The organism is Mycobacterium sp. SMC-4 (assembly GCF_050205565.1).
Taxonomy (GTDB): Bacteria; Actinomycetota; Actinomycetes; order Mycobacteriales; family Mycobacteriaceae; genus Mycobacterium.
Genome location: NZ_JBNMQU010000011.1, coordinates 129,969 through 145,589, shown reverse-complemented (window position 1 = coordinate 145,589; position 15,621 = coordinate 129,969). Strand labels below are relative to the sequence as shown.

The following is a 15,621-nucleotide window of genomic DNA, read 5'->3' as shown; positions in this document are numbered from 1 at the left end:
AATATTTCCGTTCCCTTCCCTAGTTCTACGACGCGTCGTAGTATTCGGTTATGCGGGTCGGCGTCATCGGTGCAGGCTTCGCCGGTCTGTCGACAGCGATCGCGATGCGTCAGATGGGCCATTCGGTCACGGTCTTCGAACGCTCCGACGGTCCGCTCACCGGCGGCGGTGCGATCGCGTTGTCTCCGAACGGATTGGCGTGCCTGGACGCGCTCGGTGTCCGCGACCGCGTCGACACCCGGGACTGGGCCGCGCGATCGGCGACGATCCGCAACCGTCACGGCCGGATCCTGGTGCGCAGCACGCTCGGTCAGATCGCCGGCGGTGCAGAGTTCGCCGTCGTACCCCGCGCCGAGCTGACCAGGATCCTCGCCGAGCGGCTGCCCGGCGACTGTGTGCAGTACTCGGCTGCCGTGACCCGGGCGACCGTCGACGGCTACGTCGAGGTCGACGGCGCGGCCCAGCGCTTCGATCTGCTGGTCGCCGCCGACGGCGCGCACAGCAGCGTGCGGGCGTCGATCTGGGCCGACGCGCGGCCCATGCGCACGACCGGGATCACGGCCTGGACGTGGATCGTCGACAGACCTGTCGAAGAACTCACCGACAAACCGGTCGACGGCTACGGCGCGATCTGGGGCAGCACAGCGGAATTCGGAGTGCTACCACTGCACGACGGACGGACGTACGTGTGGGGCGGCGCCCGCTTCGGGCACGCCGACCTTTCGCGCTATCGAGACTGGCCCGATCCACTGCCGGCATTGATCGACGCAGTCGACACCGACACGCTGCCGTCGGTGCAACTGGTCGAGTCCCGGCCGCCACGGCGTCTCACCCGGGGCCGCGTGGTCCTCATCGGTGACGCGGCCCACGCGATGCGCCCGACCTTCGGGCAGGGCGCGGCGCTGGCGATGGAGGATGCGCTCACCTTGGCCCGGGCAGGGTCCAAGCAGTTGGACCGCAGGCGCCGACGAATACTCAAACTGTACTGGGGTTCGCGGCTGGGATCTTTTGCGGCGCTACCCAGAAGCGTTGTTGCCGAACCACTTCGCGACCTCACGTTCCGCATGGTTCCCGACGCGCTGTTCGGCGGCGTCATGGCGCGGGCGAGTCGTTGGCAGCCGCCCGTCGCATGTTGACCAGTTCATAGGTGCGGACGGGGCCGGCGACCGTGGCGCTGCACTGGGACAGCAGCGGCTCGGACATCACATCGCGAACCGTCACCTCCACCGAGCCGCCGTCACACGCCAGGACGACGCGCGTCGTCCCGTCGCCCGCGTCGACCTCCAGCGGAGCGTAGGCCTCGATGCGGTCGTCGCCGAATTCGCCACGCGCGTAGTGCTGGGCGGCCTGCACGGCATGGGGCAGCGAGGTGCGTCCCCGCAGAAACCGGTCATCGAGCCGTCCCTCGAGATACTTGGCGATCAGACCGGCCGCATCGGTGGAGTCGACGCGGCCGTAGCACAGACCCTCGGGCAGGATGAGCATCGTCGCCGCGAACCTGTCCCCACCCAGATGTGAGCATTCCCAAGTGGATTCGGGATAGGCTGCGGAGATCGCAGAGACCGCGGCGCGGCCGCGGACCGCGCAGCACTGGTCGTGCTTGCCGTGCGCGCACACCGCGACCAGCGGGCCGTCGACCCGCCGGCCGTCCGAGCCGTCGAGGGCGAGCTCCAGGTACTCCCGCGGCTCGCTCACCTCACCGTGATACAGCGCCTCGGCACCCAGTCCCGCGTGCGCGATGTACCAGCGCCACCGCGGGGAACCGGAACGCCGGCCGTGACGCCGGATCGCCGCGATGCGCATCTTGGCGGCCTCGGCGCGCTTGACCACCGCACGACCCAGTTGCGGGTCGATGATGCCGGGCGACTGCAGGAACGCCATCGGCCCCCAGGCGCCCTCGAGCTCCAGCAGCAGCCAGGTGTTGCCGGCTGAGGCGGTGCCATGTATCGGATCGTCACGCGCGAGGGACTGGTCGCTGCAGGGCAATTGCTTCACTGGGTCGGTCATGGGCAACCAACCGGCACGACCACTGCTTCCCGGAGCAGGCGGCGGATCACCACCGCGCCGTCGGCGGCATCCAGGCCCGGCAGGGAGCCGGCACTGACCACGCTCCCACGGCGTAGGGCGGTCAGCGCGTCGGTGCACACACCTGGAAATTCGATGGTCCGGTCAGGCAGACGCAGACGAACGCGACCCTCGCTGTGCTCGACGGTGGCGACCAGACCGTGCCGCCAGCGCACCGCGACGGTGCCGGCGTTCTCGGCGGCATCGAAGGAGGCCAGCGGACGCACCGCCACCGGGCGGGTGCGTTCAGCGTGCCCTCGCGCGAGCCGGGTCGCGACAGCCTCCCCCAGCTCTGACATGCCGTCGCGTAAGGCCCCGGTCAGCTCGGCAAGGTATTTCGTTGCGGTAGCGGTCATCTCGTCTCGGTCAGCCGGATCGGGGCCCATCGGCAGGGAGGCGCGGAAATGCTCGGAGCCTTCCAGCTGGTCGACCAGAGCACGCAGGATGTCGAGCGGTGTGGTGGGCGAGACCCCGACCGTCAGGTGGATCGACACCGTGTCCTCGGCGCGTGCCGAATGCACCCACCCGCGGGGTAGATACAGCGCATCGCCCGGCGAGAGCACCGTGTCGATGACCGGGTCGTCGTCGGCGGCACGGCGTGCGACGGCGTCGCGGTGATCGGTCCACGGCTGCGACGGCAATGGATCGACGTGGACCGGCGCATGGACGGTCCAGTGCTTGTGTCCCGCGGTCTGCAGGACGAACACGTCGTGGACGTCGTAGTGCGGCTCGAAGCCGCGGTTCGACGGCGGCGTGATGTAAGCGTTGGCCTGCACCGGATGGCCCAGGTCGTCGACCATGGCTCGCACGAAGTCGATCATCGGCGGCCACAGCCGGTGCAGGCCCTGCAACACGATCGACGCCCCGGATGCGAACTGCGCCAAGACCTTCGCCGAGTCCACCTGATCGGTGACCTCGGCGCCGAACCCGGCCGGACCCAGGTAGCAGTCGCGAGCCAGGACGCTGCCGTCGCGGGCGAGACGGATGAACGGCGCGCGAACCCCGCGCTCGGCGAGCAGCTCGTCGACGGCGGTCGTCGACAGCAGGTCGTCGAAGTCGCGGGGCAGCGCGCCGGACCGAGTGAGCAGCGGCTGTCGACCCCAGTAGGTCGTCGCGAACTCTGCGGGATCGACGCCGACGCAGCGACTCAGCATCGGCGCGTGTTATGCGGTGCCGTCGGCCCCGCCGTCGTGACCCTCCGGGTTCGAGCCGCCGTCAGCGGTACCCTCGCCACCCGCGGTGCCGTCCGCGCCGCCGTCGTGGCCCTCGGGATTGGAACCGCCGTCGGCGGTGCCTTCGCCGCCGCCGCCCGGTGTCGTGGTGATGTCGTCGTCGTTGATCGCCATGAAACTCTCTCCTTCGTCGACCCGCGTCGGTTCGAGCGGCCGCTCGGACGCGGTCTGGGCGAGAGTTTCCCCGGTCGGCCGGCTGGTAAACGGAAGCCTTGGCTCACCTCACCGCTGAACGGCCTCTGGGCGTGGCAGCGATAATCGGCGGAATGACCGTCGCCTTGTGGATCGTGATCGCCCTCGAGACCGCCGGACTGATCACCCTGGGCATCGTGCTGATGGTGTCGCGGCGCCGGCTCACACTGACGCGGCGGGAGCTGGAGCGTCAGCGTGTCCAGGACCGACCGCGCCGGCGTCGCAAGCCGATCGGGGTCGCGCCGCTGGCCGTCCGCGCAGTGACCAACACGGTGCAGACCGCCGATGCCATCCTGCGGAAGGGCATCGGCGGGCAGGTCCGCAGCTCGATCGAGGATCTGGCGGGTTGGGCCCGAATCGAGCGTCCGGACCTCGCGAGGATCACCGCGTCGGGGACCGTCGCCCTGGTCTTCTCCGATATCGAAGGATCCACCGAACGCAACGAGTCGATGGGCGATCGCGCGTGGGTGCAGCTGCTGGAACGCCACAACAAACTCGTGGAACGGCTCGTCGCCGAACATCGCGGCTATGTCGTCAAGAACCAGGGCGACGGATTCATGATCGCGTTCGCCGAACCGTCCGACGCCGTGCGTTGCTGTGTGAAGGCGCAGCGCGCCCTGTCCGCCGACGAGGCGCGGTGGGACGGGATCCGGGTGCGGATGGGTGTCCATGTCGGGACGTCGGTGCGCCGCGGCGACGACCTGTTCGGACTCGACGTGGCGACTGCGGCGCGTATCGCGGATCTGGCCGACGGTGGTCAGATCCTCGTCAGCGAGGCGGTGCGGTCCGCGGTCGCCGGGCTCGACGACGTGGCGTTCGGCGCTCCGCAGGCGGTGGAGTTCAAGGGGATTCGGGGTTCGCAGACCGTGTATCCGGTGGCCTCGTGAGCGCCGCGTCGACCATCTGTTCGGCCAGCCGACGCGCTCGTGCCACCGGGGCGGGATCGAGGCCGATGGCCTGTGCGTTGAGCATGCCGTCGTAGATCAACGCCACGTCGCGAGCCAGTTCCCGCGGCTGCGACGCGCCGGCTGCCTCGGCGAGTTCGGTCAGGCGGTCGATCAGCCGGCGCTTGTGGTCGACGGCCGCCACCACCCCGACGTGGTCGTCGGGAAGCTGGGTGGCCGCGGCGACGTGGGCGCAACCGCGCCGCGCCCCGGTCTGCCGTGTCCAGGTTTCGTGCGTGGCGAACAGTGCGAGCAGGCGGGTACGCGCATCGGGAGCGTCGTCGATGTGGGCCTCCCACAACTCGGCGAAACGACGGTCCCGGTCGGCGAGGTACGCGGCGACCAGGTCGGCCTTGCCGCCGAAGTTCTTGTACAGCGAGCCGGTTGCCACGCCGGCTTTTTCGATGACGGTGTCGACGCCGGTGGCGGCGATGCCGTGGGTGTAGAAGAGTTCGTCGGCCGCGCGCAGGAGTCGCTCACGGGCAGGTTGCGTGCTTCGCGGCATGCTGCCATCCTAGCCGAGTGCAACGAACGTTCTATTCACTCGTGGCTGCGGGCACCGCGCTGATCGGCTGCTGCTACGGCTTCGCGCGCTTCGCGTACGGGTTGTTCGTGCCCACGTTCACCGAGGAATTCCACTTGAGCCCGACCGCGATCGGTGCGATCGGGGCGGGCAGCTACGTGGGTTACTGCGCGGCGATCGTGGTCGCCCTGGTCGCCTCCGACCGCATCGGCGCGCGGCGCACCGCGGTGCTCGCCGGTGTCGTCGCGACCATCGGCCTGGCGGTGATCGCCGCGGCGCCCGCGGCCTGGGTGCTGGCCGTCGGGATCCTGATCGCCGGTGCCAGTACAGGACTGGTCTCCCCACCGCTGGCGGCCGCCGTCGCGCAGCGGCTGACCGGCGCCGTGGCCGACCGCGCGCAGACGTTCGTCAATGCGGGCACCGGGGTGGGTGTGGTGGCGTCCGGACCTGTGGCTTACCTGCTGACCGATCAGTGGCGGGTTGCGTGGGCGGTGTATGCGGTGGTCGCGGCGTGCGTGACCGGATGGGTGGCGGTCACTCTGCGCGGCGACCCGCAGGAGCAGACGCGGCGCGCGAAGTTCGGCCGCTGGCTGCGGCCCGGAACGGTCACACTGCTGACCGCCTCGGCCCTCGGCGGGGTCGGCAGTATCGCGATCTGGAACTTCGGTCGTGACGTGATCAGTGCTGCTCACACCGACGGTTTCGCGACGGCGGCGTGGATCGCGCTCGGCGCGGCCGGCGTCGCCGGCGCTTTGGGCGGCGACTTGGTGCAGCGACTGGGTTTCCGGCCGGCCTGGATCGCGGTGCTCCTCGCCATGGCCGCCGCGACGGTCCTGCTGGCCGTGGCCACCCGACAGTCCGCGACGGTCCTGTTGGCGGTGAGCGTGTTCGGCGCCGCCTACATCGCCATGACCGGGCTGTTGCTGATCTGGAGCATCCGCGTGTATCGGGAGTCCGCTTCCTTCGGTGTCGGTCTGTCGTTCTTCGCGGTCGCAGCCGGGCAGGCAGTCGGTGCGCCACTCACCGGCGCGCTCACCGAATCCTTCGGATACACAACCGCGTTCACCGCTGCCGCGGCCGTCGGCTGCCTCACACTGCTGCTGCGCCCCACCTCTTCCCCGCGAGCAGACGCGAACTCGCACGATTTGGCCGTCCGGAGTGCGAGTTAGTGTCTGCTCGCGTGGGGACAGGGACCGTCAGGAATACTTCTGTGATGCCCGATTCAGGTTCTGAGGCGTTCGAAGCGCTGGTGTCTTTGCTGGACTATCCGATGTTCGTGGTCACCACGCGCGCCGGCGACGAAAGATCCGGGTGTCTGGTCGGCTTCGGTTCGCAGACCTCCATCAACCCGCCGCGATTCTTGATCGGGCTGTCGAAGAAGAACCGCACCTTCCGGGTCGCACAGGACGCGACGCACCTCGGCGTGCACGTCGTGTCCCGCGACCACGTCGACGTGGCCCGCCTGTTCGGCAGCGAAACAGGAGACAAAACCGACAAATTCGCGCGGTGCGACTGGCATGACGGGCCCGAAGGCATCCCAGTCCTCGACGCCGCCGGCGCCTGGTTCGTCGGCAGCATCCTGCATCGCTTCGACGTCGGCGACCACGTGGCCCACATTCTGGAACCGGTCGCGGGCAACGCACCGGAGGATGTCACCAACTGGGTCACCTTCTCCGACGTCCGCGACATCGAACCGGGACACGAGGCTTAGCCCATGCCCCATCTCGGTACCGTCGAGGACCTCGACCAGCTGCTCGACTTCTACGCCACACCGCCCGCGGGTGTCCGGGCCAACATGATCTTCTCGGCCGACGGCGCCGCCGCCTTCGCCGGACGCGCCGGGCCGCTGTCCGAGCCCCTCGACCAGGCGTTGCTCCGCGAACTGCGCGGCTTTTCCGACGTGGTGCTCGTCGGCGCCGGCACCGCACGCGCCGAGCGGTACGGCCCGGTGCGCCTGCGTGACACCACCCGGCGTCCCCTGCCCCCCATCGCCGTCGTGAGCCGGTCCGGCGCACTGCCGGAGTCCCTGTTCGCCGACCCCGGCCAGCGCCACATTCTGGTCACCACCGAGCGTGCGGTGGCCGAACAGGGACTCACTCCTGATGACCGCCGCGACATCCTGGTCGCCGGAGACGACACCGTCGACGTCACCGTCGCCGTCGCGGAGTTCCGCCGACGCGGTCTGGAACGAATATTGTGCGAAGGCGGTCCGACGCTGCTGGACGCGATGGCAGCCGCGGACGTCATCGACGAACTGTGCGTGACGCTGTCACCGACGATGGCCGGTGTCCAGGACATCGGGCACGGCAGTGAGGCGCTCGAGCACCCTCGCCCCATGACGCTGCAGCACGTGCTCAGCCACGCCGACTACCTGTACTTGAAGTACACGCGGCAGCGCTAGCCGTACGCGGAGTCGAGGAAGCGGCTGCGCACCTCAGGTGGCGGGATTGGGCACGTATCGTACTGTCCACCAACGTGATACCGGAATGCGGCGAACCGGTCGTACATCCAGTCCCGGAGGCCCGACGGAATCACCCCGGCGGCCAGCGTCAGCCTCCAGTAGCCGCCGAGGTATTGCGCCACCTGCAACAACGCGGCCGTCCGGATGTCCACCCGTTCATCGGGCCGGCCGGGATTGCGGACGTAGACCACCGAATCGACACCCTGCAGTTGCGGATGCCGCGCGAGTACGTCGCGCGCGAAGTCGCTGTCCAGAGCAGCGAAACGCAACGTGCCCCGGCGGTCGAAGCGCAGAATCGTCCGCACCGCGGTGTTGCACACCCCGCAGACCCCGTCGTACAGCAGCACCGGAGGTTGCTCGCTCATCCCTCCACGCTACGCGCGCGGATCACCGCAGTGGATCTGCCGACGCGCGGCGGCCAGCATCGCGGTGTCGGCTTCGCCCAGATACCAGCGCAGCACTGTCTGCCCGATGGCCGGCATGTTCAGCAGCGCGAACAGCGGCAGGCTCGCCAGGCGGAGCGCCCCCAGGACCGGGTCGCCGACCGCCGGCAGCCGGTGCAGCCGACGCGATGGGCGCGGCAAGGCCGCGTAGGCGACCAGTGCGCTGCCCATCAGGACCAGATCCGCAAGGGTCCGCATCAGGTCGCTGCGCCCGTCGGGAATCATCAGCGCTGCAGCGGTTTTCATCTGCGCCACGCGGAAACCCGGGTGCGTGGTGAACTTGTCGCTGATGGCGGCGTAATACGCAGCCACCTGCGCACTGGTGATGGGTACCTGCTCGGCGGGCACGCCCATCAACACAGCCAGCTGTGCCATCTCGGCGAAGTACCGGTCCCGGCGCGGTGGGTCGAGGCGCCGGGGTGGACGCCCGCCGCGAAAGGCGAACCGTTCGTAGGCCAGCAGCGCGGCGTGGGCGATGGTGACCGCGGCGAACAGCATTGCCTCCGGAGCAGTGGCACAGTACGGTCCAGCCGGACCGACACCGGACATCGGGCGATGGTAGTCGACAAGGCGCTTGGCGCATGCCACGGCAGAGTCGCTGTCGCCGAACACAATCGGCAGCGGCACGCTCAACGTGCGGCGCAGACGGTCGTGGAAGTGCCCGTCCTTGCGGCGGGCCCGCCGCCGTCCGCGCTGCCGCTTGGCGTTGGTCGGGAACAGCGGATCGTGGTCGAGCAGCACCGCCTGGAAGTCGAGGTGCGGAACCTCCAGCAGGTTGGTGATCTGCGCGATCATCAACGCGGTCGCCGGCGCCGTCAGTACCTCCCAGGTCACCGAGTCCGGCGCAAAGAAGCCCTCAGGGCGCTCGAACCGTTCCATCGACATGGGACACGAGTGTGTCCGGTGACGGTGTCCGTGTCAACCGGCGTCGAGGGACAGCAGCGCCACCGTCGCCGAGGTGCAATAGGCGACCAATTCACGTCGGGTGAAACTTGCTGTCCCCGAGAGCCATTCGGTGAACAAGGCCGCCAGACCGCCGGCGAGCATCATGGTCTGCAGCTCTGAGGGCCCACTGTGACCGGGGGCGACGGCCACGCCGTACACCGCGCGCAGGAATCCGGGCAGCACCTGCACGGCCCGGTCGCGGAGGCGGGCGTGCGTCAGCGCTTCGGAGAAGATGAGCCGGCCTTGCAGCGGGTGGCGTTGCAGAAAGTCGGTGGCGGCGTCGAAGCTGTCGCGCAGCGCGGTCGACGGGTCACCGCCCTCCGGGATCGCCGCAGTGACGCCGGCGAGCAGCTCCCCCACCGCGCGTTCGTAGGTCGCGACCAGAAGCGTGTCGACGTCGGCGAACAGTTCGTAGAAGTACCGGTGGCTGACGCCGGCCTGACGACAGACCGCCCGCACCGCCAGGGCGCCGGCGCCGTCGGAGCCGACCAACTCCAGGCACGACGTCAGCAGACGGTCGCGACGGTCCTCGGAACGTTCCTCGGGCGAGGTGCCCCGCCACTGACTGTCGTTCTCAGCCATGGCGCGCAGGCTACCGCGCTGGTATCTCAGGCCAGCCGAAGAGCACCGCAACGTCCATCCGCGTCATGCTGCGAGCCCGGGTCACATCGCTGACGGACGGAGATCGAGTCGGCGCAGGAGCTGCGCGTTGAGTGCGACCACGATGGTCGACAACGACATCAGGACGGCCCCTACCGACATCGGCAGGACGAACCCGACCGGTGCGAGGACGCCGGCGGCCAGGGGCACGGCAATCAGGTTGTATCCGGCGCCCCACCAGAGGTTCTGGGTCATCTTGCGGTAGCCGGCACGCGACAGTTCGATCACCGAAAGCACCGAACGCGGGTCGGAACTGGCCAAGATGACCCCGGCTGAGGCGATCGCGACATCGGTGCCGGCGCCGATCGCGATACCTACGTCGGCTTGCGCCAGCGCGGGTGCATCGTTGACGCCGTCGCCGACCATCGCGACCTTTTTGCCTTCCCGTTGCAGCTCAGCGACTTTCGATGCTTTGTCTTCCGGCCGGACGCCGGCGAACACCCGGTCGATGTCGAGTGCACCGGCGACGGCGTTCGCGACAGCTGCCGCGTCACCGGTGATCATGACAACCTCGATGCCCAGGCCGTGCAGCGACTCGACCGCGGCACGGGACTCCGGTCGCACTTCGTCGGCCAGGCTGAGCCCACCGATCACCACGCCGTCGCGGACGACATGCAAGATGATGGCCCCCTCTTCTCGCCACTCCGCGGCGGCGCTGACTTCCTGCACGCCGAGTTCTGCGAGCAGATGAGGACCACCCACCCGAATCTCGTGTCCGTCGACGGTCGCGGTCACACCGACCGCGGGCGAGGACGCGAAGCCACTCGCACCCGGCACGACCACCCCGCGATCGCGCGCGGCTCCGACGATCGCCCGCGCCAAAGGGTGCTCACTGTCGGTTTCGGCGGATGCCGCCAGCGCCAGCACCGTATCAGCGTCGACGCCGCCGACCGGACGTACCGCGGTGGCCACGGGTTCTCCCTTGGTCAAGGTGCCGGTCTTGTCGAACAGCACCGCGTCCACCGTGCGCATGCTCTCCAGGGCGAGGCGGTCCTTGATCAGCACGCCGGCCCGCGCTGCCCGTTCGGTGGCGATGGACACCACCAGCGGGATGGCCAGACCGAGCGCGTGGGGACAGGCGATGACGAGCACCGTGATCGCGCGCACCACGGAGGCGTCGGGATCGCCGACGACGGCCCACACCACGGCGGTGATCGCGGCGGACGCCAGCGCGAACCAGAACAGCCATCCGGCTGCCCGGTCCGCGAGGCGCTGGGCACGCGATGACGAATTCTGCGCCTCGGCCACCAGACGCTGGATGCCGGCCAGTGTGGTGTCGTCGCCGATGGCGGTGATCTGCACCCGCAATCCGGAATCGGTCGCGACCGTCCCGGCCGTCACCATCTCGCCGCTGCCGCGGGTGATCGGACGGGATTCGCCGGTCACCATCGACTCGTCCATGTCCGCGACGCCGTCGACGATCCGCCCGTCCGCGGGCACGCTGCCGCCGGGGCGGACCACCACGACGTCCCCGACCCGAAGATCAGCCGGCGCGACTGTGACCGTGTGCTCACCGACGACCTTTTCGGCTTCGTCCGGCAGCAGCTCGGCCAACGAATCGAGCGCCGAGGTCGTCTGTGCCAGCGAGCGCATCTCGACCCAGTGGCCGAGCAGCATGATCACGACCAGCAGCGCCAGCTCCCACCAGAACTCCAGCTCGTGGTGCAACCAACCCAGGCTCGCGCCCCACGACGCGAGGAACGCGACCGTGAGGGCGAGCGCGATCAACAGCATCATTCCCGGTTTGCGCGAACGGATCTCGCCGACCGCCCCGGTCAGGAATGGTCGACCGCCCACGACATACATGACCGTGCCGAGCAACGGGGCGATCCAGCGGGCACCGGCGAAATCGGGGACGTCGTATCCGAGCAGCATCGCGAACATGCCCGAGAACGCGACGGTCGGTACCGCGATTACCAGGTTGAGCCAGAAGAGTTTCCGGAACTCCGCGACGTGGTCGCCATGGTGCGCATGGCCGGCGTGCTCGTCGTGATCGGGCTCGATGGCCAACGACTCTTCGTGGTGCAGGTGTGCCATGGCGCTCCTTCGGCGCTGCCGAGTGCGTATCCGCGTGGCCACCACGCTAACCGCTGGGCCCCTCCGACAAGGGCACTGACGGCACGTCAGCAGTCGGCAAGCTCGGCCAGCAGGACGTCGAGCAGTTCGGCGGCCGTGCGCGCGGCGGCGTCCACATCGCCGGCGGCGATGTGGTCCAGCAGCACACCATGATCGACGATCCGGGCCGGGGACTCGAGCCCCGTGGCGACGCTGGCGGCGATGGCCTCCATCAGTCCGCGGTACAGCTCGGTGAGCGTCGGATTGTGCGAGGCGGCCACGATCGCGAAGTGAAATTGTGCGTCTGCGCGGGCGAATTCGTCGGTGTTTCCCGCAGCCAGACACGCGTCGCGGTGGGCGAGGACGGCGCGTAACTGGCTGAGGTCGTCTTCGGTGCGGCACGCTGCGGCGGCCCGGGCACCCTCGACCTCGAGCGCGCGCCGCACCTGTAGCACGTCGCGCAGTTCGCTGCCGCACAGCCGGCGCAACGCACCCGATACCTCACTGGTGGCGCGCACGTAGGTCCCATCACCCTGCCGCACCTCCAGGATTCCGGCGTGGGCCAGCGCCCGCACCGCCTCACGCACGGTGTTGCGGCCCACGCCCAGCGACTGCACCAGGACGGTCTCGTTGGGGATGCGTTGCCCGATCGGCCACTCCCCACTCCTGACCGACATCCGCAACTGTTCGATGACCTGGTCGACCAGGCCCGATCGTCGCGCAGTGGTCAAAGGCACAGGAAAACCCTTTCAACCAATCATGGGATGTATGGCACATTAGCAGGATGGCACGAGGTCCGCAGGGCAACGACGGGATGGCTTCGGAGGCCCAACATGCCTCCGTCCGAGCCGCCGCCATCGAGTTGGACCGCAATCCCGTACCGCTGTTCGCCGGAAGTGCGCTGTTGGCGTTCGCCGTCGTGTTGACCGCACTGAACCTGCGGCCCGCCGTCACCAGCGTGGCCCCACTGTTGGACCCGATGCGTGCCGAGTTGGGGGTCTCGGCGACATGGGCCGGTCTGCTGACCACCGTGCCCACGCTGTGCTTCGCGGCCGCCGGCTTGACGGCCCCGCGCCTGGCGTCCCGCATCGGGCTCGACCGCACGATCTCGCTGGCGTTGGCGGCGGTGACCGTCGGACTCTTCGCCCGCACCCTCGACGGCCCGCACGTGGTGATCGCGGCGACACTGGTCGCCTGCGGCGGGATCGCACTGGTCAACGTGCTGATCCCGGTGGTCATCAAAAGCTCGTTTCCGTTGCGGGTCGGACTGATGACCGGCATCTACACCGCTGCGCTGCAGGGCGGCGGTGCTCTCGGATCCGCGGTCACGCCGAGCCTGGAGGGCCCGCTGGGCGGATGGCGGGTGGCGCTGGCGGCGTGGGCTGCTGTGGCGTTCATCGCCCTGCTGGTGTGGCTGCCCGCGTCGCGCCGACACGGCCGGGCCTGGGCCGCCGAAGCCACCCCGGTGACCGGTCGCCGATCGTTGTTGCGCAACCGGCTGGCATGGACGGTGACGTTGTTCTTCGGCTGCCAGTCCTTCCTCGCCTACATCGTGATGGGCTGGCTCCCACAGGTTTTCATCGACAACGGCATCGACAGCGTTCGAGCGGGACTGCTCGTCGGAGTGACCTCCCTCGTCGGCGTCCCGATCGCGCTGGTGATCGCACCGTTGGCCGCGCGCAGTACCAGCCAGAGCGCATGGATCGTCGGACTGGGCGCGGTCGGGCTCATCGGTGCGCTGGGCCTGACGATCGCGCCAACTGCGCAACCGTTGCTGTGGAGCATGTTGCTGGGTGTCGGCATGGGCGTGTTCGCGCTGGCGCTCGCGGTGATCGCGCTACGCGCCCGCAACGCCGAGGACACCGCCCAGCTGTCCGGTATGGCACAGGGTTTGGGTTATCTGTTCGCCGGTATCGGGCCGTTTCTGTTCGGCCTGTTGCACGATCTGACGCACAGCTGGACGGTGCCGTGGTTGATGTTTCTCGGGGTCTATCTGACGCAGATCGTCGTCGGAGCACTGGCCGGCCGGGCCAGGTACGTCTGAGCGTCAGGTCATGACCTGCATCTGCGCGTCAGGGTGCGAACTCATGGTGACGACGATGGTGCCGCTGCCCGTGACGAATGTGGTGCTGGCGTAGCCGATGAAACCGTAGTGTCCGTCGATGGTCGACACCGCGGTGATGTCGCCGGCCCCGGTCGCCCCGGTGTCGAGGTTGGTCCAGGTTGCCGTGACGGTGATGGCGCAGTTGCCGTCGTAGACGCCCGCATCGTAATTGACCGCCACCCGCACGCCGCGCTCGGTCAACACGGCGCCGGTCTGCACCGTCGTCGTCTGGGCTTCGGCGCTGATCCGTCCGCCGCAGCTCGGGGACGCCGCCACCGGGACGGGCTCGAGGCGAGCGAACGCCTGGGCATGCGCGGTCGGCGCCATCAGCGCGACCACGCCCACCGCTCCGGCCAGGGCGCCGAACCGGCGCAACCACGTCATACCGCGCATATCGCCGCGAAGGCGTGCGCCGTTAGCACGGGCGAAGGGCCCGGGCTGTTCCCAAAAGGTCGCCCAGGGCCCATGATCGTGGGACGACGTCGACACGGTGAGGGGACCAGGTGGAAGCGATCGATCCGGCATACGGAACTGCCACACTTCTGTTGATCGCGGCGGGCGCGGTCGCGCTGCTGTTGTTTCTGATCATCAAGGTGAAGCTGCACGCGTTCGTCGCGCTCGTGTTGGTCAGCCTGTTGACCGCGCTGGCGGCCGGAATCCCGGTGGGCGATGTTCCCGACGCGCTGTCGTTCGGCTTCTCCAACACTCTGGGCTCGGTGGCATTGCTGGTCGGGTTCGGCGTCATGATCGGTCGGCTTCTCGAAATCACCGGTGGTGCACAGGTTCTCGCTGATACTCTGATCGGCCGATTCGGAGAGAAACGCGCACCGTTCGCGCTGGGCGTGGCAGCGCTGCTCTTCGGCTTCCCGATTTTCTTCGATGCCGGCCTGGTGGTCTTCCTGCCGATCATCATGACGGTGGCACGCCGCTTCGGCGGATCGCTGCTGTTGTATGCGTTCCCCGCCGCCGGCGGTTTCGCGGCGATGCACGCGTTGGTCCCGCCGCATCCGGGGCCCGTGGCGGCGGCCGAATTACTCGGCGCCAGCATCGGTCTCACGCTCATCGTCGGCGTCCCGGTCGCGATTGCATCGTGGTATCTCGGCGCGTTCCTCGTGTCACAGGTGATCGGCAGGCGGGTCCACGTCGACATCCCGACCACGCTGTTCGGTGAGCTCAACGACGGCCGCGACGACTCCGACGTCGCCGGATCCGGCGACGGTGACGGCTCCGGCCTCGGCGGCGCGACCACTGTCACACGGACCGCGCCGTCCTTCGTCACCGTCCTCGGCGTGCTGCTGCTGCCCTTTGTGCTGATCTCGTTCAATACCGTCCTGGACACCTTGATGACCGCGGGCGTGATCGAAGAGGGTGCCACCTGGGCCGAGTACCTGATGATCCTGGGCACCACCTCGGTGGCCCTGTTGATCACCGTCATCGTCGCCACGCTGACTCTGGGATTGCGCGGTCGATCGATGGCCACGGTCAGCGACATTCTGGACAAGTCGCTGGGCCCGATCTGCGCGATCATCCTCATCACCGGCGCGGGCGGAATGTTCGGCGGTGTGTTGCGGCTCAGCGGCATCGGTGACGCGTTGAGCGGATCGCTGTCGAATCTCGGGATCTCACTGATTCTGCAGGCGTTCATCATCTCCACGCTGCTGCGCGTCGCGCAGGGTTCGGCCACGGTCGCGCTGACCACGACCGCCGGTCTGCTCAGTGCGGCGGTCGCCGCGGCGGACCTGGGCAACCTGCAACTCACTGCGCTCGTGATGGCGATTGCCGCCGGTGCCACCGTCCTCTCGCATGTCAACGACTCGGGCTTCTGGTTGGTCAGCCGGTTCTTCGGCATGGACGTCAAGACGACGCTCAAGACGTGGACGGTGATGGAAACGACGTTGGGGCTCAGCGCGTTTGCGATCAGTTTGGGATTGTGGGCGCTGGGCTGAGGCGGCCCGCCGGAAGGCCATGCACTCTCTGAAAAGCTCGTCCCACTCTCAC

Annotated in this window: 16 protein-coding genes and 1 pseudogene; 7 read left to right on the top strand and 10 right to left on the bottom strand. The window is 68.7% G+C overall.

Features of this window, described 5'->3' with window-relative positions:
- The first annotated feature begins 50 nt into the window (after positions 1–50).
- Positions 51–1,136 (top strand): FAD-dependent monooxygenase, encoded by a 1,086-nt coding sequence (locus ACQI46_RS19575; RefSeq protein ID WP_427095700.1) that lies wholly within the window; start codon positions 51–53, stop codon positions 1,134–1,136.
- On the opposite strand, the gene ACQI46_RS19570 is transcribed toward ACQI46_RS19575, so the two are convergent.
- From ACQI46_RS19570 to ACQI46_RS19560, 3 genes and pseudogenes are all read right to left on the bottom strand, one after another.
- Positions 1,093–2,007 carry a sucrase ferredoxin gene (locus ACQI46_RS19570; RefSeq protein ID WP_427095699.1) on the bottom strand — a complete coding sequence of 305 codons (915 nt, stop codon included), beginning with the start codon at positions 2,005–2,007 and terminating at the stop codon, positions 1,093–1,095. The two genes, ACQI46_RS19575 and ACQI46_RS19570, sit on opposite strands and share 44 nt — an antisense overlap.
- Positions 2,004–3,218, bottom strand: a complete 1,215-nt coding sequence (locus tag ACQI46_RS19565; RefSeq protein ID WP_427095698.1) for a cupin domain-containing protein — start codon at positions 3,216–3,218, stop codon at positions 2,004–2,006. Before ACQI46_RS19565 ends, ACQI46_RS19570 begins: the two co-directional genes overlap by 4 nt.
- Positions 3,219–3,230: 12 nt before the next feature.
- A pseudogene (locus ACQI46_RS19560) lies at positions 3,231–3,410 on the bottom strand (hypothetical protein); the annotation flags it as partial.
- 152 nt (positions 3,411–3,562) lie between these two features.
- On the opposite strand from ACQI46_RS19560, the gene ACQI46_RS19555 reads away from it, so the two are divergent.
- Positions 3,563–4,375, top strand: a complete 813-nt coding sequence (locus ACQI46_RS19555) for an adenylate/guanylate cyclase domain-containing protein (protein ID WP_427095697.1) — start codon at positions 3,563–3,565, stop codon at positions 4,373–4,375.
- Here the strand turns inward: ACQI46_RS19555 and ACQI46_RS19550 are convergent.
- Positions 4,329–4,937: a TetR/AcrR family transcriptional regulator gene (locus ACQI46_RS19550; protein WP_427095696.1), complete on the bottom strand. Its 609-nt coding sequence runs from the start codon at positions 4,935–4,937 to the stop codon at positions 4,329–4,331. The two genes, ACQI46_RS19555 and ACQI46_RS19550, sit on opposite strands and share 47 nt — an antisense overlap.
- Before the next feature lie 17 nt (positions 4,938–4,954).
- Between ACQI46_RS19550 and ACQI46_RS19545 the strand changes: the two genes are divergently transcribed.
- Genes ACQI46_RS19545 through ACQI46_RS19535 form a run of 3 tightly spaced genes read left to right on the top strand, consistent with a single transcriptional unit; the run spans position 4,955 to position 7,356 of the window.
- Positions 4,955–6,124 carry an MFS transporter gene (locus ACQI46_RS19545; RefSeq protein ID WP_427095695.1) on the top strand — a complete coding sequence of 390 codons (1,170 nt, stop codon included), beginning with the start codon at positions 4,955–4,957 and terminating at the stop codon, positions 6,122–6,124.
- A 44-nt stretch (positions 6,125–6,168) separates the two neighbouring features.
- Entirely contained in the window at positions 6,169–6,666 is a 498-nt protein-coding gene (locus tag ACQI46_RS19540; RefSeq protein ID WP_427095694.1) for a flavin reductase family protein, read from the top strand.
- A 3-nt stretch (positions 6,667–6,669) separates the two neighbouring features.
- Positions 6,670–7,356 (top strand): pyrimidine reductase family protein, encoded by a 687-nt coding sequence (locus tag ACQI46_RS19535; RefSeq protein ID WP_427095693.1) that lies wholly within the window; start codon positions 6,670–6,672, stop codon positions 7,354–7,356.
- Here ACQI46_RS19535 and ACQI46_RS19530 read toward each other — a convergent pair.
- The 5 genes from ACQI46_RS19530 to ACQI46_RS19510 form a co-directional block, all read right to left on the bottom strand.
- The gene (locus ACQI46_RS19530; RefSeq protein ID WP_427095692.1) at positions 7,353–7,781 is read right to left on the bottom strand and encodes a thiol-disulfide oxidoreductase DCC family protein; all 429 of its coding nucleotides are present in this window, start codon (positions 7,779–7,781) and stop codon (positions 7,353–7,355) included. The two genes, ACQI46_RS19535 and ACQI46_RS19530, sit on opposite strands and share 4 nt — an antisense overlap.
- Before the next feature lie 9 nt (positions 7,782–7,790).
- The gene (locus tag ACQI46_RS19525) at positions 7,791–8,744 is read right to left on the bottom strand and encodes an oxygenase MpaB family protein (protein WP_427095691.1); all 954 of its coding nucleotides are present in this window, start codon (positions 8,742–8,744) and stop codon (positions 7,791–7,793) included.
- Between the two features lie 33 nt (positions 8,745–8,777).
- Positions 8,778–9,386, bottom strand: coding sequence for a TetR/AcrR family transcriptional regulator (locus ACQI46_RS19520; protein WP_427095690.1), 609 nt, complete (start codon positions 9,384–9,386; stop codon positions 8,778–8,780).
- An 81-nt stretch (positions 9,387–9,467) separates the two neighbouring features.
- Positions 9,468–11,501, bottom strand: coding sequence for a heavy metal translocating P-type ATPase (locus ACQI46_RS19515; protein ID WP_427095689.1), 2,034 nt, complete (start codon positions 11,499–11,501; stop codon positions 9,468–9,470).
- An 86-nt stretch (positions 11,502–11,587) separates the two neighbouring features.
- Positions 11,588–12,256, bottom strand: a complete 669-nt coding sequence (locus ACQI46_RS19510; RefSeq protein ID WP_427095688.1) for a FadR/GntR family transcriptional regulator — start codon at positions 12,254–12,256, stop codon at positions 11,588–11,590.
- Positions 12,257–12,303: 47 nt separating this feature from the next.
- On the opposite strand from ACQI46_RS19510, the gene ACQI46_RS19505 reads away from it, so the two are divergent.
- Positions 12,304–13,563 (top strand): CynX/NimT family MFS transporter, encoded by a 1,260-nt coding sequence (locus ACQI46_RS19505; protein WP_427095687.1) that lies wholly within the window; start codon positions 12,304–12,306, stop codon positions 13,561–13,563.
- A 3-nt stretch (positions 13,564–13,566) separates the two neighbouring features.
- Here ACQI46_RS19505 and ACQI46_RS19500 read toward each other — a convergent pair whose 3' ends face one another.
- A complete protein-coding gene (locus ACQI46_RS19500) occupies positions 13,567–14,007 on the bottom strand; it encodes a hypothetical protein (RefSeq protein WP_427095686.1) in 441 nt (146 codons plus the stop codon).
- A 119-nt stretch (positions 14,008–14,126) separates the two neighbouring features.
- On the opposite strand from ACQI46_RS19500, the gene ACQI46_RS19495 reads away from it, so the two are divergent.
- The gene (locus tag ACQI46_RS19495) at positions 14,127–15,569 is read left to right on the top strand and encodes a GntP family permease (protein WP_427095685.1); all 1,443 of its coding nucleotides are present in this window, start codon (positions 14,127–14,129) and stop codon (positions 15,567–15,569) included.
- Positions 15,570–15,621 lie beyond the last annotated feature (52 nt).

Bases quoted from the DNA above. Each gene is read 5' to 3' on its own strand.
- ACQI46_RS19575 (WP_427095700.1), top strand. From the start codon at position 51: ATGCGGGTCGGCGTCATCGGTGCAGGCTTCGCCGGTCTGTCGACAGCG.
- ACQI46_RS19570 (WP_427095699.1), bottom strand. From the start codon at position 2,007: ATGACCGACCCAGTGAAGCAATTGCCCTGCAGCGACCAGTCCCTCGCG.
- ACQI46_RS19565 (WP_427095698.1), bottom strand. From the start codon at position 3,218: ATGCTGAGTCGCTGCGTCGGCGTCGATCCCGCAGAGTTCGCGACGACC.
- ACQI46_RS19555 (WP_427095697.1), top strand. From the start codon at position 3,563: ATGACCGTCGCCTTGTGGATCGTGATCGCCCTCGAGACCGCCGGACTG.
- ACQI46_RS19550 (WP_427095696.1), bottom strand. From the start codon at position 4,937: ATGCCGCGAAGCACGCAACCTGCCCGTGAGCGACTCCTGCGCGCGGCC.
- ACQI46_RS19540 (WP_427095694.1), top strand. From the start codon at position 6,169: ATGCCCGATTCAGGTTCTGAGGCGTTCGAAGCGCTGGTGTCTTTGCTG.
- ACQI46_RS19535 (WP_427095693.1), top strand. From the start codon at position 6,670: ATGCCCCATCTCGGTACCGTCGAGGACCTCGACCAGCTGCTCGACTTC.
- ACQI46_RS19530 (WP_427095692.1), bottom strand. From the start codon at position 7,781: ATGAGCGAGCAACCTCCGGTGCTGCTGTACGACGGGGTCTGCGGGGTG.
- ACQI46_RS19525 (WP_427095691.1), bottom strand. From the start codon at position 8,744: ATGTCGATGGAACGGTTCGAGCGCCCTGAGGGCTTCTTTGCGCCGGAC.
- ACQI46_RS19520 (WP_427095690.1), bottom strand. From the start codon at position 9,386: ATGGCTGAGAACGACAGTCAGTGGCGGGGCACCTCGCCCGAGGAACGT.
- ACQI46_RS19515 (WP_427095689.1), bottom strand. From the start codon at position 11,501: ATGGCACACCTGCACCACGAAGAGTCGTTGGCCATCGAGCCCGATCAC.
- ACQI46_RS19505 (WP_427095687.1), top strand. From the start codon at position 12,304: ATGGCACGAGGTCCGCAGGGCAACGACGGGATGGCTTCGGAGGCCCAA.
- ACQI46_RS19500 (WP_427095686.1), bottom strand. From the start codon at position 14,007: ATGACGTGGTTGCGCCGGTTCGGCGCCCTGGCCGGAGCGGTGGGCGTG.